Origin of the sequence: Pediococcus acidilactici (assembly GCF_016127815.1) — a bacterium.
Classification (GTDB): Bacteria; Bacillota; Bacilli; order Lactobacillales; family Lactobacillaceae; genus Pediococcus; species Pediococcus acidilactici.
Map to the genome: position 1 here is coordinate 571,331 of NZ_CP066046.1, position 15,220 is coordinate 586,550.

The window sequence follows — 15,220 nt, forward strand, 5'->3', positions numbered from 1 at the left end:
TATCGAATGTGCGTATGATTATCCCTTAAAGAAACCTTAATTTGGTCCCGTGAGGCCAAAAGGCTAATTGCTCGTTGAATACTCCGACTAATTCGGGGAAAACCATCAAAAAGCCTCTTGGATCACAGCTGGATCCAAGAGGCTTTTTGCATTAAGAAAGGGAGTAGTGCAAGTTATGTCAAAGCAAAAGCAAGGACAGTACCGCAATCCGGAAGCAATTTTGGATATTAATGAATGCCCTACGTTTCCGCATTTAGTCGGACTATCGATTCAACATATGTTTGCAATGTTTGGTTCTACAGTTCTAGTACCGATTTTGGTAGGCTTAAATCCTGGAATCGCACTTTTTAGTTCGGGGGTAGGTACATTACTGTATATTCTGATTACCAAGGCTAAGATTCCTGCTTACATGGGTTCAAGTTTCACCTTCATTGTACCGATGATGGCGCTCATGAAAACTACGGGATATGAGGGGATTGCCCAAGGAACAATTTCAGTCGGAGTGGTGTATCTGATCGTGGCCTTGATCATCAGCCAGCTAGGTTCGGACTGGTTGGACCGAATTTTACCTCCGGTAGTGGTGGGACCAATCATCATGGTAATTGGATTATCCTTGGCGGGAACGGCCGCAAAAGATGCCACCATGCGTACGGTGGGTAGTCAAAGTGTTTATGACCTTAAGTATTTTGCAATTGCGTTAATTACCCTATTGATTACGATCGTTTTCAATATGTACTTAAAGGGATTCGTTAGTTTAATTCCCATTTTGCTAGGTTTGATTACCGGATACATCGTAGCGTTGATTCTCGGAGTGGTTGATTTATCGGGAGTGGCGCACGCACATTGGCTAATCGCTCCAAGTTTTGAAATTCCTTTTGTAAGCTATCATCTACACTTGAGCTGGGGAGCAATTCTAAGTATGATGCCACTAGCCTTCGTTACGATGACCGAACACACGGGGCACATCATGGTTTTAAATACCTTGACACACCGAAATTTCTTCAAGGATCCTGGGCTGCACCGGACTCTGTCAGGGGACGGGGTTGCCTCCATCGTGGCAGGATTCATTGGCGGTCCTCCAGTAACCAGCTACGGAGAAAATATCGGGGTGTTGGCCGTTACCAAAGTACATAGCGTTTACGTGTTAATGGGTGCGGCAGTCAGCGCGATTATTTTCAGCTTTATTGGCAAGTTGAGCGCTTTGATTGAAAGCATTCCGAGTCCAGTCATTGGCGGAATTAGTTTCCTATTATTTGGAACGATTGCGGCTAATGGATTACGGATTTTGATTGATGAACACGTTGATTTTAATCAGAAACGCAATTTAATGATTGCGGCTTCGATTTTAGTAATCGGGATTGGTAATGCCAGCTTGAACTTAGGGGATCTAAGCTTTTCGGGATTAGCAGTAGCAACGGTTCTCGGAATAATTTTAAATTTAGTACTTCCCCAAAAGGCGTTAAGTGAAAGATAAATGTCAGCTTGAATAATTAAGTGGTTAGTCAGAAGGAATGCTTTTCAAGAATTGAAGTTCTTGGAAAGCATTTTTATTTACCGTCTATAAGAAAGATTTGCTAGCAGACAGTTTGTTCGGGGCTAACTTGAAAACGGCGGTAGGACTCAAATTTGGTTTGACCGCCATCTTGATAATGGTGCACACCAGCTTCCCGGTTTTAGTTTGAGTTCCTCTTTTCTAACTGCAGACTTTTTGATGGGTAAAATTAGCTTTACGTTTCGAAAATTTTAGTCAAATGCGGTATTATAGTATCTAACATGAGATAACATAGGAGCTGATCAGGTTTGAAATGGACCGAGGTAAACGTAAAAACTACTAACGAGGCCGTTGAAGCAGTAAGCAGTATTTTTGACGGGCTTGATGCTGTAGGAGTAAAAATTGAAGATGCCTTAGATTTTAAGAACTACCAGGCTTCTTATCCGAGTGAATTATATGAATTAAAAGACATTCCCCACATTACGGAAGGGGCAATTGTTTCGGCGTACTATCCGGAATCTACGGACGTTAGCAAGGTGGTTGGCCAGTTAAAAGCAAAGCTTAATGAATTACCCAGCTTTGGGTTGGACGTTGCCCCGGCTAGCGTAACCACCGTGGAGGTTCAAGACGATGATTGGGCTACCGCTTGGAAAAAATATTACCATCCGGTGCGGATTACCCGTTACCTAACGGTTAAACCGAGTTGGAGTGATTACCAAGCAAGTCAACCGGATGAAAAGGTGATTAGTTTGGATCCGGGACGGGCTTTTGGAACGGGAACCCATCCGACGACCCGGCTATGTTTGCAAGCAATGGAAATGATCATGCGTGGAAACGAAACGGTTTACGATGTGGGAACTGGTTCTGGCGTGTTGAGCATTGCAGCTAAACTATTGGGCGCAGCTAAAGTGGAAGCTTTTGATGTCGATGATGATGCAATTGCCGCTGCTCAAGAAAATTTTGACTTGAATCCAATCGCTAAGTCAATTGCGGCGCGACCTAATGACCTCCTCGAGGAAATTAAGCAACCTGTAGACCTCATCGTAGCAAATATTTTGTCTGACGTACTAGTGCCAATGATTCCTCAAGCCAAGTCGCTGTTGAATAAAAATGGCCGGTTAGTTATGTCGGGAATTATTGATGACAAGCTTCCATTGATTCAAAAGACGTTGGCGGCAAATGACTTTAAGGTTAACCAAGTGCTAACTTACGGGGAATGGCGCGGAGTAATTGCGTCACACCAACTTGAAGAGTAGGAGGCTACTATGCAAAGGTATTTTATTAACGACGCATTAGCACTCCAAGATGAATTCACACTTTCTAAGGCGGATTCGCACCATTTATTAAAGGTAATGCGAGCACAGATTGGTGAAAAAATCGAAGTAGTGGGTAGTGATCAAAGGGTTTGGCTAAGTCAGTTGCTTGATAATGCAGCGCCTGCGAGCTTAAAGGCGGTACAAGAGATCACTAAATCTGTGGAATTGCCGGTAGAAGTTACCGTTGCCTGTGGTATTTCTAAAGGGGATAAAAACGAGCAGATTATTAAGCGGGGCACGGAAATGGGTGCAAGTCATTTTCAATTTTTCACAGCACGTTATTCAGTTGCCCGCTGGAATGAAAAGAAAATTGACCGCAAATTGCAACGCTTTGAGGAAATTGCTAAGGCTGCTGCCGAACAGTCCCACCGGCAAATGATTCCAACGGTGGAAATTATTTCCTTTGTGGACTTGGTTAACTCACCAGTGCAGCATCGGATGGTGGCTTATGAGGAATCTGCGAAAGAAGGGGAGTTTGCTAATTTTAAGCGGGTTTTATCAAATACGGCTAGTGGGGATGCGCTCCTAGCAGTATTTGGCCCAGAAGGCGGACTGGCTCCTGAAGAAATCAAGTCGTTTAACGACGCTAATTTTACACTTGCCGGCCTCGGACCCCGGATTTTACGGGCCGAGAGCGCACCAATGTATGTGTTATCGGCAATTTCATATCAATTTGAACTGCAATAGTGAGGGGAAGAATTATGAAGAAAATCGCTAATTTGGAGATTTCAGCCCACTGGCGTTACGTTTTATTTGCGTTTTTAATTGGAATTGTTTTGCCAATTGTGCTGAAATTATGTCATACTCCATCGGTAATGATTGTTTTGTGGCTACTAATCGTGTTTAACTCTTTAGCAAGCTACACGTTTGGTAACCTGATTAAGTCGAATGGTTTGCACTTTATGTTTTTATTTTTATTTCCGGTATTATACTTAATCGGGGCAATAATCATCTTGCCGCATTACGCAAATTACTTTGCTATCGTATATTTCTGTATTGAAATATTATCCTATAACTTATCGAATAGCTAAACATTGCAATTTGTTTATAATAAACGTATACTTTATTCAATAAGACCGAAGCACGTTGTCACTCGATACCGTGCTTTTATTGTATTTTGAGGTTGGTGGTGATGTTAATGTCCAAAGAACCAGTATTATCGGCCAATGACGTAATGAACATGTGCCGAGAATATATGAATGAAGAGCACACGGCGTTTGTGCAAAAGGCCTGTGACTTTGCTTCCTATGTTCATAAGGAGCAGTATCGGCAATCGGGAGAACCGTATATTATGCACCCGATTCAAGTTGCCGGGATTTTAGCCAATTTAAAGATGGATCCGGAGACGGTTGCGTCTGGTTTTTTACACGATACAGTAGAAGATACGTTGATTACACTGGGAGACGTTGAGGAGCTATTTGGTCACGACGTGGCGGTCATTGTTGACGGCGTTTCTAAAATCAGCAAGATTAAGTATAAGTCCAACCAAGAACAGCTTGCCGAAAATCACCGGAAGCTTCTTTTAGCGATGTCACAAGATATACGGGTAATCATTGTTAAATTGGCTGATCGCTTGCACAATATGCGGACGTTGCGCCATTTGCGTCCGGATAAGCAACGGCGGATTTCAAACGAAACGTTGGAAATATACGCGCCACTAGCCGAACGGTTAGGAATTAGCACCATCAAATGGGAGCTAGAAGACATTGCCTTACGTTATTTGAATCCCCAACAATATTATCGGATTGTCCACCTAATGAATTCGCGGCGGGCTCAACGAGAAGAATATATTAATTCGGCAATTGGTGAGTTAGAAGACGCGATTGCTGACCTCCACTTGAAACACGTGGATATCTATGGTCGGCCGAAACACATCTATTCAATTTATCGGAAAATGGTTGACCAACATAAACAGTTTAGCCAGATTTATGATCTGTTAGCGGTGCGGGTAATCACGGATACGGTGCGGGACTGTTATGCAGTTTTAGGCGCAATCCATGCTAAATGGAAACCAATTCCAGGGCGTTTTAAAGATTACATTGCTATGCCTAAGGCTAACATGTATCAATCGTTGCATACGACCGTGGTAGGACCTGAAGGGCGCCCGCTGGAGTTCCAAATCCGGACGGAAGCCATGCATCGGGTGGCCGAATACGGGGTTGCTGCACACTGGGCGTATAAGGAAGGCATCACGGACGAAGTCAACCAAAATGCTACCGACGCTAAGTTAAATTGGTTTAAGGAAATTGTTGAATTACAGGACGAAAGCAATGACGCAGCGGACTTCATGGAAGGTGTTAAGGGTGACTTATTTGGTGACCGCGTTTACGTATTTACTCCCAAAGGCGACGTTTTTGAACTGCCTAAGGGAGCGGGTCCGCTTGATTTAGCCTACACCATCCATACCGAAGTCGGTAATCATGCCACCGGTGCGAAAGTTAATGGCAAAATTGTTCCGCTAGACTACACGATTAAAAACGGGGACATCGTTGAAATTTTAACTTCAAAAAATTCAGCAGGTCCAAGTCGGGACTGGTTGACAATGGTTTCAACCCGGCGGAGTCGTAACAAAATCAAACAATTCTTCCGCCAGGCTAATCATGAAGAAAATGTTGAAAAAGGTCGTGAAATTTTAACTAAGCAGTTAGAACAAACTGGTTACGATCCTAGCGAACTTCTGGAAGATGAAAATCTCGCTCAGGTTGCTAAACAATTGAATTTCAACCAAGTGGATGACTTGTTGGCTGCCGTTGGGTTCGGTGATTTGGCCCCCGTGGGGATTGCTAACCGACTAACTAAAGACATTCGTGAACAGGCTGAAGCTGATCACCAAAAAGAAATTCAACGGCAAATGCTTGAAAATCATCAGGCAATTTCCACTGACGACCATCGTCCGAAGAGCAAAACCAAGGCATCTTCGGAAGGCGTAGTTATTGAGGGCGCGGATAATCTACTGGTGCGCTTGAGTCATTGTTGTACGCCAGTTCCTGGTGACCCAATTGTTGGGTACATTACTAAAGGGCGGGGCGTTTCGGTTCACCGAAAAGATTGTCCGAACGTTAAGAGTGCCGAAGAACAGGGTGAACGAATTATCGAAGTTAGTTGGGAAGATCCCGACGATACTTCGGGAAACTATTCCGCTGATTTGGAAGTACAAGGATACAACCGGAACGGTTTATTAAATGACGTATTGAAATCGGTCAACAACGCGACGCGTAATCTATCGTCAATTAACGGAAAGATTAACCATAACCGAATCGTGGTAATTAGCCTATCGATGGGAGTGCATAATTTGGCCCATCTAGAACGGGTGATGGAAAGTTTGAAAAACGTTAAGGACGTTTACGTAGTTAAACGCCCGACCCATTAGGAGTGAAAAATGAGAGTAGTAGTTCAAAGAGTGAGCCGGGCTCAGGTAACGATTGCCGAGCGCTCGGTAGGAAAAATTAATCGAGGATTAATGCTGTTGGTGGCTTTTAACGATCAGGACACCGCCGCTGACCTTGATTATGCCGTGCGTAAAATTACTAACTTGCGGATTTTTGAAAATGAGGAAGGAAAGATGGACTGGTCGATCAACGAAGTTGGGGGAGCCATTCTGTCAGTTTCCCAGTTTACCTTATTTGCATCGACGAAGAAGGGTAACCGTCCTAGTTTTACCAAGTCTGGAAATCCTGAAACCGCTAGTCAGCTTTATGATGAATTTAACCAACGCCTCGCCCAAACTGGAATTCCGGTACAAACTGGAGAATTTGGTGCGGATATGCAGGTTGAGTTGGTTAATGATGGTCCGGTGACCATTCTTTTAGATACGCAAAATAAAGAATAATAAAGCAAAAGAGGCTGTGAAAATGGGGCGCACTGACAAGTAAACCCGATTTTTGCAACCTCTTTTTAAGTGTAATAAAGGAGTAATAAAATGGATATTTTTTATGATTTTGACGGGACCTTATTTAATACCTATCCGGTAATGGTGGCCGCGTTTGTGGATGCTGCTCAGCAAGCAGGAGTAACGGTAAATCCCCACCTAGTCTACGAACAAATGCGACAACATTCTTTAGGATTTGCGATTAAAACGACGGCCAAAGCTAACGGTCTCGACACTAACCAATTTAAACGGGTGTTTCGTGAAATCGAAACACCACGATTAATTGAAGCCCAGCCATTTTCCGACGTCAAAGAATTGTTGGCTCAGATTACTGCCCAAGGTGGACACAATTTCTTATTGACCCACCGTAACCAAGCCGCAATTGATTTACTACAAAAATACGGGTTGCGGGATTACTTTACCGACTTTGTGACGGGAGATCAAGATTTTCCGCGGAAGCCCAATCCGGCCTCTTTAAATTATTTGATCACCAAACATCACGTTAATCAAAAAGCAGCGTACATGATTGGCGATCGAAATTTAGATATCGATGCCGCACATCACGCTGCTATTAAAGGAATTTTATTTGATCCAGACCAACTGATTGATGTAACTAGTGCCCCAGAATTTACGACCACTAATTTTGCTGCCATTAGGGACTACTTAGCTAAGTAGTTTTCTAGCCCTTTGCGGACGGCAGTAGCAACCTTTTGAGGGTAGCTGGCACTTGAAATTAGTTTAAAGTCGTCCCTGGTGTTGATGTAGCCCCCCTCAATCAAAATGGCTGGACGGCGGTTATCCCGCAATACTTGGTAATTAGCAAATTTAACTCCGCGATTGTATAAAGGAACTGATTTAATCAACTGGTGGTTAACTGCTTCGGCTAATTGAATTGAACCATTATCATGATAATAATAGGTTGTGTCACCAGTTCCCGAATTGTTTACGTCAGCCGAATCGTAATGAATGCTAATAAATGCATCCGCCTTAACTTGGTTGGCAATTTGGGGACGTTTAGCTAGTTCCACGAAGGCATCGTCATCGCGAGTCATAATAACCTTTGCTCCAGCATTTTTTAGAGTTTGTTGGATGGTTTGCGAGGTCCGCAACGTATATTTTTTTTCTTGATGCTTTTGGTTAATGGCTAACGCTCCCGAGTCAACTCCGCCATGTCCAGGATCCAAGACAATTTTGGATTCGGCTAACGGAGTTTCTTTTTGCCCCTTTTTAAAGGTTCGGTTAGTAATCCAGGAAGGAATCCAACCGGTTTTCGTATCATCAAAACGAACCCGGTACCAGCCGTTGCTTTTGGAAACTACGGTCACCTTTTGGTATTGATCTAAGGAACCGACTTTTTTAGCCGTGCGATTAGGCGAGTTCCGAATGGCCACTTGATCGAGCCCTACGTACACGCTCTCGGCGCTGAATAGGGGGACAATCACTAAAATTGCGGCAATGAGGAAGCCGGCTGATATAATGATTTGCAAGGTATTTCTTTTAATAAAGTTAAAAATAATCTCTTTGTTCATATTCCGCTCACTTAACATTTTATTGATTCACTCTGTCCATTATATCAAAGATATGACGGAGGTTTATGAAAGAATCTAGCTTGACTAACTAGCATTTTTTTAGTACTTTTAATAATAAAGTTAATATAAATCGGTGAAAAGGACTATTAAATATTGATTACATGTTGTAGAGAGCTCGGGGGATGGAAAAGAGTACATGGATCGTATTGAAGACACCTTGGAGATGGGTTAGCAGCCGTTATGATGCTATAGAGTACAATCTAAGGTGGTACCGCGTGTTGACGCCCTTGTTTATACAAGGGCTTTTTTATTTTCTGTTGGTCCCTTAAGACTCTAAGCATTTTTCATAATAGTATTTTAAATTCGCCCAAATTCCTTATTTACTGACTTAAAAACTAGTTGAGGTGATTTATATGAAGTATCAAAAGCCTAAGGGAACGGCGGATATTTTGCCGCCATACTCTAAAGAATGGCAATTTGTAGAACAAAAAGCGCGGGAAACTTTTGCACTTTATAATTATGAAGAAATACGGACACCGATGTTTGAAAAATTCGAAGTCTTTTCGCGGAGTGCGGGGGATACTTCGGACATTGTCACTAAAGAAATGTATGATTTTGATGACAAGGGCGGCCGGCACATTGCTTTGCGCCCCGAAGGTACTGCTGGGGTAGTCCGGGCTTTCGTGGAAAACAAGTTGTATGGTCCTGAACACCAAAAACCAGTGAAGGTTTACTACATGGGACCAATGTTCCGTTATGAACGTCCCCAATCCGGACGGTTACGTGAATTCCACCAAATCGGGGTCGAAGCTTTTGGAAGTGACAGTCCTAAAATTGACGTAGACACCATTACCATGGCAATGGACTTCCTTAGCCAATTAAAGGTTGCAGGACTGAAATTGGTAATTAACACCCTTGGTGACCAAGCGAGTCGGCAGCAATACCGGCAAGCCTTAATTGATTATTTGGAACCGCACTACGATGAACTTAGCGATGATTCAAAAGAACGGCTACATAAGAATCCGCTACGGGTTTTAGATAGTAAGGATGCCACCGATCAGGAAATCGTTAAGGATGCGCCAAGTATTTTAGATTACCTAACCGAAGATGCTCAAAAGCACTTTGCCCAAGTGAAGGAACAACTTGATGCTTTGAAAATTCCTTACGTAGTGGATTCGTCAATGGTGCGTGGCTTGGATTACTATAATCACACCATCTTTGAAATTATGGTTGCTGATTCTGCTCTTGGAAAGGGCGACGTTACCATCTGCGCGGGTGGTCGTTACAACGGATTAGTACAGGAATTGGGCGGCCCCGAAGTTTCTGGAGTTGGCTTTGGCTTAGGTGTAGAGCGGCTCTTGTTACTATTAAACGAACAAACTCAAGCAGCCTTACAAGCTAGCCGGCTAGATTTCTACGTGGTTGGCATTGGGGAAGCTGTACAAACTGAGACCCTTAAGATCGTTCATGAATTACGTAAAATGAACTTTGTTACCGAACAAGATTACTTGGAACGAAAACCAAAGGCGCAATTTAAATCAGCCGATAAACTTAATGCCCGTTACGTAATTACGGTGGGCGAAGCTGAAATGCAAGCACACGTCTTCAAGCTAAAAGAAATGGCTACGGGGACGGAAAAGACCTTATCACTGGATGAACTAAAAGATATAAAAAATGATTTAAAGTAACGTGAGGAGAAAAAGATGAAGAGAACAACGTATGCGGGACTAGTTGATCAACAATACCTTGATCAAACCGTTACCCTAAAGGGATGGGTACAAAAGAGACGTAACTTAGGACAATTAATCTTTATTGATTTGCGAGATCGGGAAGGAATTGTTCAATTAGTTTTTAGTAACGAATTTTCAGCGGACGCATTGGCCGTTGCTGACCAATTGCGTAGTGAGTACGTAATTGAAGTTACTGGGGTGGTTAAACAACGCAAGCCTAAGGACGTCAACCCGAAGATGAAGACGGGGGAAATTGAAGTTGAAGTTCATGAAGCCAAAATCTTGAACAAAGCTAAAACTCCACCGTTTGACATTGAAGACGGGGTGAACGCATCTGACGAATTGAAGATGAAGTACCGTTACCTAGATTTACGTCGCCCGGAAATGTTGAAGGGTCTCAAAATTCGGAATCGGATCACTCAAGCGGTACACAGTTACCTAGATGAACAAGGTTTCTTAGATATTGAAACGCCTGACCTAACTAAGTCGACTCCAGAAGGGGCCCGTGACTATCTAGTGCCTTCACGGGTTTACCCTGGACACTTTTATGCTTTGCCACAATCACCACAACTTTTCAAACAATTGTTGATGGGAGCGGGAATTGACCGTTACTACCAATTGGCACGTTGTTTCCGTGATGAAGATTTACGTGGAGATCGGCAACCTGAATTTACCCAAATTGACTTAGAAACTAGTTTCTTGACCGCGGAAGAAATTCAAGACATTACCGAAGGATTAATTGCCCGGGTAATGAAGGACACCTTGGATATTGACGTTAAATTGCCATTTGACCGAATTTCATGGCAAGAATCGATGGATCGCTTCGGTACTGACCAACCCGACGTACGGTTTGAAATGGAATTAAAGGACATCAGTGAAATTGTTGCTGATTCTGAATTTAAAGTGTTTAGCGGAGCCGTTGCAAACGGCGGAGTGGTAAAGGCAATCGCCGTTCCTGATGGGGCTGCTAAACTTTCCCGAAAGGAAATCGACAAGCTTGCTAAGTATGTAGAACGCTTCGGTGCCAAAGGCTTGGCTTGGTTGAAGATTACTGACCAAGGCTTTAGCGGACCAGTAGCGAAGTTCTTTGATGAAGCTACCGAAAAACAAATCATGGCTAAGACAGACGCTAAAGTGGGCGACTTATTGTTGTTTGCGGCGGACCGCAAGAAAGTTGTCGCGGATACTTTGGGTTATTTGCGGGTAGAACTTGCTAAACGCTTCGACCTCATCGATGAAGACCAATTCGCCTTCCTGTGGGTTGTAGATTGGCCACTGTTTGAATATGATGAAGGTGACGAACGTTGGGTTGCGGCGCACCACCCGTTCACCATGCCTAATGAAGAAGATTTACATTACCTAGATGAAGGCGAAGATCCGCATAAAGCACATGCGCAAAGCTACGACATCATCTTAAATGGTTTGGAACTAGGGGGCGGCTCCATCCGGATTAACACCCGGGAAGTTCAAGAAAAAATGTTGAAGGCCCTTGGATTTACGCTAGAAAAAGCTAACGACCAGTTTGGCTATTTGCTAACGGCGCTAGACTACGGTTTCCCACCACACGGCGGACTCGCGATTGGATTAGACCGGTTTGCTCGCTTGCTAGCTAAACGGGATAACATTCGTGACGTGATCGCCTTTCCAAAGAACTCCAAGGCTTCAGAGCCAATGACCGAAGCACCAACTCCGGTATCGGAAGAACAGTTGGCGGAACTATCTTTGGATGTTGATATTCGTAAACCTGAAAAATAACTTTAAAAAGGTCGGGAAGACTTTTGTTGGAATGAAAATATTTAACTAGGTTAGACAATTTACTTAGTCGCTAGGATGTTTTCATAATTGCAAAGGTTTTTCCGCCTTTTTTATTTTTAAACCGGACTAATAAAATCATTAATTAATCGGTATTTAATGATAAAGGGGAAGTTATCTTAAAAATCTCCAATAACCGCTTGAAAACCTTCATTTTAACCGCGGTAAAATGTTATATTAAATGTTGAATTTAAATAAAATATGAAAGTGATTGATATAGGGAAATGGGTCATCAGATAAATAAGATTGTTAAACGACATCAGTACGTTGCACGAATTTCTACGGCGTTTATTTACGCAGTGTTAGTTTCGATTGCGATGAATTTATTTTGGACACCGGGACACATCTATGCTTCTGGAGTTACGGGAGCGGCACAGGTGGCTGCTACGGTCTTAAAACGATTTTTTTCGATGGACGTTTCGGTCGCCATCTTACTTTTTGCGTTAAACGTCCCGTTATTTGTATTAGCTTGGAAGGCAATTAGTCCGCGGTTTACTATTTTTACCATTATCTCGGTTGGATTAGCCAGTATCATGATTAAGTGGATTCACCCGGTCACGTTAACTACCGACCCGATTATCTGTGCTCTCTTTGGTGGGGCAGTTAACGGTTATGGAACCGGATTAGCCCTTAAAAGCGGGATTTCAACTGGTGGATTAGATATTTTAGGGATCACGATTCTTCGTAAAACGGGGCACAGCATTGGAAGCATCAACATCGCCTTTAACATTTTGATTGTTACGGCCGCTGGTTTCCTATACGGTTGGCCCTACGCATTTTACTCAGCAATTGGGTTGATCGTTAACGCAAAAGTGATGGACATGACCTATACGCGGCAACAAAAAATGCAAGTGATGATTATTACGGATCGGCCTAAGAGCGTGATTGATAGTATCCAAAATAATATGCGCCGGGGGATTACCATTATCCATGGTGCAGAAGGTGCGTATAACCACAAAGAAAAAACGGTTCTTTTCACGATTGTTTCGCGGTATGAGATGCCGGAATTAGAAGCAGCGATGGAAGTTTCCGATCCGCACGCTTTTGTAAGTATTACGGACACAATTAAAATTCTAGGTCACTTTTACGAGCCGACCTTATAAGGGGTTATTTTCTTGAAGAAGTTATATTTGCTGCTAGTTCGGCTAGTTGATTGGTTTTTGCGCCGACGTCCCACGCACTTTAAAATTGCGTATTTTATGAGTTTTACGGGGAACGCCAAGTTTATTAAACAATTAACCAGCCATTTTGGTACTGACGCGGTGCTGCTGGTTTATGAACCGGCTGTAAAAGCGGAGGTCCAACGTTTAAAAAGCGCGGGAGTGGTGCGCCACACGCTTGAGTTCCGCAAATTTCAAATAACCAGTTTTGTTAGGGGAATCCGGGCTGCCCGGGTTGCCCTATTTGATAATTACTATCCTGAATTAAGTGCGATTGCTAAATTGAAGGAACAATTTTTTATCCAAATCTGGCACGCTAATGGGGCAATTAAGGCTTTTGGCTGGGAAGACCCCAGCACCTATCATCGGTCAGTAGCCGACCAGCAACGATTTCAACAGGTTTATAATAGCTTTGACGAAATTGTGGTGGGGTCAGCTAAAATGGCAGAAGTCTTTGAACAAAGCTGGAAAGTTAGCTCAGCTAAACTCGCTCAAATTGGATACCCGCGCTCCGACCAATATTTTAATGAAGCCTGGGTACAAAAGGCTCGGGCCAAAGTTTTTCAGGATTATCCGCAGTTTAAAAAACAACGGGTGCTTTTATATGCGCCAACGTACCGCAAAGACGTTACGTTTGAGCTGCCCAAGGATTGGTCCCATTTGTTAGTTCCCGAAGATGCCGTTTTAGTGGTGCGACTGCATCCGCACTTAAGCGAACTGGAACAGCAGCTGGTGGCGAATTCTCCAGATCGGGTGGTGACGGTTGACCATCACGTTACCACCCAAGAGTTATTGTGTGTAGCGGATACGCTGATTACCGACTATTCTTCGATCGCATTTGACTTTAGCTTGTTAGATAACGCCAATGCGGTGATTTTCTTTACATACGATCTTGCACAATTTGAACAAACGGTTGGCATTCAAGCCAGCTTCAAACAGATGTTTTTCGACGAGCTAGTTGAAAACGTAGCCGAGCTCAACGTTGCTTTGCAAAGCCGCCATTCTAGCAAGAATAGTTTGCAAAAAATAAATCAACAGTGGAACGAGCTAAATGATGGCCATGCGGGAGCCCGACTAATTCAGCAGATTGAAGGGATTTTGACGAATGCGTAAGCTCAAACAAGTACTTAAAATTATAATTCGATACGGTTTAATACTGGTTAATGATGCGTTGATCCAGTTGCCGGTTCATAAGGGCCGCGTTTTATTTGAAAGTTTTAATGGTAAGGGGCTGACGGATAATCCTAAGGCCATTTATGATGAATTACTTAAGGAGTTTCCGGAAAACCGTTTCCAGTTAGTTTGGGGCGTTAAGGGTGAATTTTACCAAACAATGACTACTCGATTTCCGGAAGCTAAAATCGTTAAACGCTGGTCGTTAACTTGGATTTGGACTTCGGCAACCGCTGAATATTGGATTTTTAATTCGCGGATGCCAACTTGGTGGAAAAAGAACCGTCGGACCACCTACGTGCAGACTTGGCATGGAACCCCGTTAAAGCACCTTGCTTTAGATATGGATCAGGTTAAGTTTCCCGGAAATAGTCGGGAACGTTACTTAGCAGAATTTGTTAAGGAGGCGGATCGTTGGAACTATTTAGTCGCGGCCAACCAATATTCAGCAGATATTTTTGAACGCGCATTTAGTTTTCATCACCAGTTTTTAAAAACTGGTTATCCGCGTAACGACGTTCTTTTTCAAAAGAATAACGTTGCTGCAATTGCCAAATTAAAGCAAAAAATTATTGGTAAGTCGGACTGCCGGGTGGTTACCTATGCGCCAACTTGGCGGGAAGATGATTTTATTAAGGTGGGGCATTATCATTTTCGTTGGCATTTTGATTTAGGTGAGATGCTGCGCGTTTTGCCTGACGACGTTGTGCTATTGATTCGTCCGCACTACTTAGTCACGGATCGGATTGATATTTCGGGCTACGAAGACCGGGTGGTGGTGGATTCTACTAGCGACATGAACGAAATTTATTTGGTTACCGACTTATTAATTACCGACTATTCTTCAGTTATGTTTGATTTCGCCAATTTACGTCGACCAATGTTGTTTTTTGCCTACGACCTTGATTACTACCGGGATGATCTGCGTGGCTTTTACTTTGACTACTATCACGAACTACCGGGCCCCATTGCCACTACTGCGGCAGATCTGCTCCGGGAAGTTCATCAGTTAGCGCAGAATGATTTTGCTATTTTAGATCAGTCGCGGTTTAACCAATTTGCTAAACGCTTTGTGCAATGGGAGCAGGGGGACGCTGCTCAACAAATTATTAAAAAAATTCACTACGGGAGGGATTAATT

Annotated in this window: 13 protein-coding genes; 12 read left to right on the forward strand and 1 reads right to left on the reverse strand. The window is 43.2% G+C overall.

All coding sequences use genetic code 11. The features are described 5' to 3' along the window. The first annotated feature begins 175 nt into the window (after nt 1-175). The 7 genes from I6H64_RS02860 (at nt 176) to I6H64_RS02890 (ending at nt 7,351) form a co-directional block, all read left to right on the forward strand. A complete protein-coding gene (locus I6H64_RS02860) occupies nt 176-1,474 on the forward strand; it encodes a uracil-xanthine permease family protein (protein WP_024862297.1) in 1,299 nt (432 codons plus the stop codon). A gap of 326 nt (nt 1,475-1,800) precedes the next feature. Beyond that, complete coding sequence (gene prmA / locus I6H64_RS02865; protein WP_008841288.1) at nt 1,801-2,748, forward strand: 50S ribosomal protein L11 methyltransferase; 948 nt, start codon at nt 1,801-1,803, stop codon at nt 2,746-2,748. A 9-nt stretch (nt 2,749-2,757) separates the two neighbouring features. Then, nucleotides 2,758-3,495 carry a 16S rRNA (uracil(1498)-N(3))-methyltransferase gene (locus I6H64_RS02870; RefSeq protein ID WP_008841287.1) on the forward strand — a complete coding sequence of 246 codons (738 nt, stop codon included), beginning with the start codon at nt 2,758-2,760 and terminating at the stop codon, nt 3,493-3,495. Nucleotides 3,496-3,509: 14 nt separating this feature from the next. Next, nucleotides 3,510-3,839, forward strand: coding sequence for a hypothetical protein (locus I6H64_RS02875; protein WP_002830362.1), 330 nt, complete (start codon nt 3,510-3,512; stop codon nt 3,837-3,839). Between the two features lie 107 nt (nt 3,840-3,946). Continuing rightward, nucleotides 3,947-6,178: a RelA/SpoT family protein gene (locus I6H64_RS02880; protein ID WP_002830361.1), complete on the forward strand. Its 2,232-nt coding sequence runs from the start codon at nt 3,947-3,949 to the stop codon at nt 6,176-6,178. Between the two features lie 9 nt (nt 6,179-6,187). Then, on the forward strand, nt 6,188-6,637 hold the full coding sequence (gene dtd, locus I6H64_RS02885) for a D-aminoacyl-tRNA deacylase (RefSeq protein ID WP_002830354.1): 450 nt from the start codon (nt 6,188-6,190) through the stop codon (nt 6,635-6,637). Between the two features lie 90 nt (nt 6,638-6,727). Then, nucleotides 6,728-7,351 carry an HAD-IA family hydrolase gene (locus I6H64_RS02890; RefSeq protein WP_008841285.1) on the forward strand — a complete coding sequence of 208 codons (624 nt, stop codon included), beginning with the start codon at nt 6,728-6,730 and terminating at the stop codon, nt 7,349-7,351. On the opposite strand, the gene I6H64_RS02895 is transcribed toward I6H64_RS02890, so the two are convergent. After that, nucleotides 7,336-8,205 carry an N-acetylmuramoyl-L-alanine amidase family protein gene (locus I6H64_RS02895; RefSeq protein WP_036685239.1) on the reverse strand — a complete coding sequence of 290 codons (870 nt, stop codon included), beginning with the start codon at nt 8,203-8,205 and terminating at the stop codon, nt 7,336-7,338. The genes I6H64_RS02890 and I6H64_RS02895 overlap by 16 nt on opposite strands. 413 nt (nt 8,206-8,618) lie before the next feature. On the opposite strand from I6H64_RS02895, the gene hisS reads away from it, so the two are divergent. The 5 genes from hisS (at nt 8,619) to I6H64_RS02920 (ending at nt 15,218) form a co-directional block, all read left to right on the forward strand. After that, entirely contained in the window at nt 8,619-9,893 is a 1,275-nt protein-coding gene (hisS, locus tag I6H64_RS02900) for a histidine--tRNA ligase (RefSeq protein WP_005917130.1), read from the forward strand. A 15-nt stretch (nt 9,894-9,908) separates the two neighbouring features. Beyond that, a complete protein-coding gene (gene aspS / locus I6H64_RS02905) occupies nt 9,909-11,690 on the forward strand; it encodes an aspartate--tRNA ligase (RefSeq protein ID WP_056984953.1) in 1,782 nt (593 codons plus the stop codon). A 281-nt stretch (nt 11,691-11,971) separates the two neighbouring features. Next, nucleotides 11,972-12,850 (forward strand): YitT family protein, encoded by an 879-nt coding sequence (locus I6H64_RS02910; RefSeq protein WP_002830347.1) that lies wholly within the window; start codon nt 11,972-11,974, stop codon nt 12,848-12,850. Nucleotides 12,851-12,862: 12 nt separating this feature from the next. Next, nucleotides 12,863-14,020, forward strand: a complete 1,158-nt coding sequence (locus I6H64_RS02915; protein ID WP_008842165.1) for a CDP-glycerol--poly(glycerophosphate) glycerophosphotransferase — start codon at nt 12,863-12,865, stop codon at nt 14,018-14,020. Next, complete coding sequence (locus I6H64_RS02920; protein WP_005917122.1) at nt 14,013-15,218, forward strand: CDP-glycerol glycerophosphotransferase family protein; 1,206 nt, start codon at nt 14,013-14,015, stop codon at nt 15,216-15,218. Before I6H64_RS02915 ends, I6H64_RS02920 begins: the two co-directional genes overlap by 8 nt. Nucleotides 15,219-15,220 lie beyond the last annotated feature (2 nt).

Excerpts from the sequence above, each read along its gene's own strand:
- I6H64_RS02880 (WP_002830361.1), top strand. The coding sequence starts at position 3,947 with ATGTCCAAAGAACCAGTATTATCGGCCAATGACGTAATGAACATGTGC.
- hisS (WP_005917130.1), top strand. The coding sequence starts at position 8,619 with ATGAAGTATCAAAAGCCTAAGGGAACGGCGGATATTTTGCCGCCATAC.
- I6H64_RS02870 (WP_008841287.1), top strand. The coding sequence starts at position 2,758 with ATGCAAAGGTATTTTATTAACGACGCATTAGCACTCCAAGATGAATTC.
- I6H64_RS02860 (WP_024862297.1), top strand. The coding sequence starts at position 176 with ATGTCAAAGCAAAAGCAAGGACAGTACCGCAATCCGGAAGCAATTTTG.
- I6H64_RS02920 (WP_005917122.1), top strand. The coding sequence starts at position 14,013 with ATGCGTAAGCTCAAACAAGTACTTAAAATTATAATTCGATACGGTTTA.
- I6H64_RS02875 (WP_002830362.1), top strand. The coding sequence starts at position 3,510 with ATGAAGAAAATCGCTAATTTGGAGATTTCAGCCCACTGGCGTTACGTT.
- I6H64_RS02895 (WP_036685239.1), bottom strand. The coding sequence starts at position 8,205 with ATGAACAAAGAGATTATTTTTAACTTTATTAAAAGAAATACCTTGCAA.
- I6H64_RS02910 (WP_002830347.1), top strand. The coding sequence starts at position 11,972 with ATGGGTCATCAGATAAATAAGATTGTTAAACGACATCAGTACGTTGCA.
- aspS (WP_056984953.1), top strand. The coding sequence starts at position 9,909 with ATGAAGAGAACAACGTATGCGGGACTAGTTGATCAACAATACCTTGAT.
- I6H64_RS02890 (WP_008841285.1), top strand. The coding sequence starts at position 6,728 with ATGGATATTTTTTATGATTTTGACGGGACCTTATTTAATACCTATCCG.
- dtd (WP_002830354.1), top strand. The coding sequence starts at position 6,188 with ATGAGAGTAGTAGTTCAAAGAGTGAGCCGGGCTCAGGTAACGATTGCC.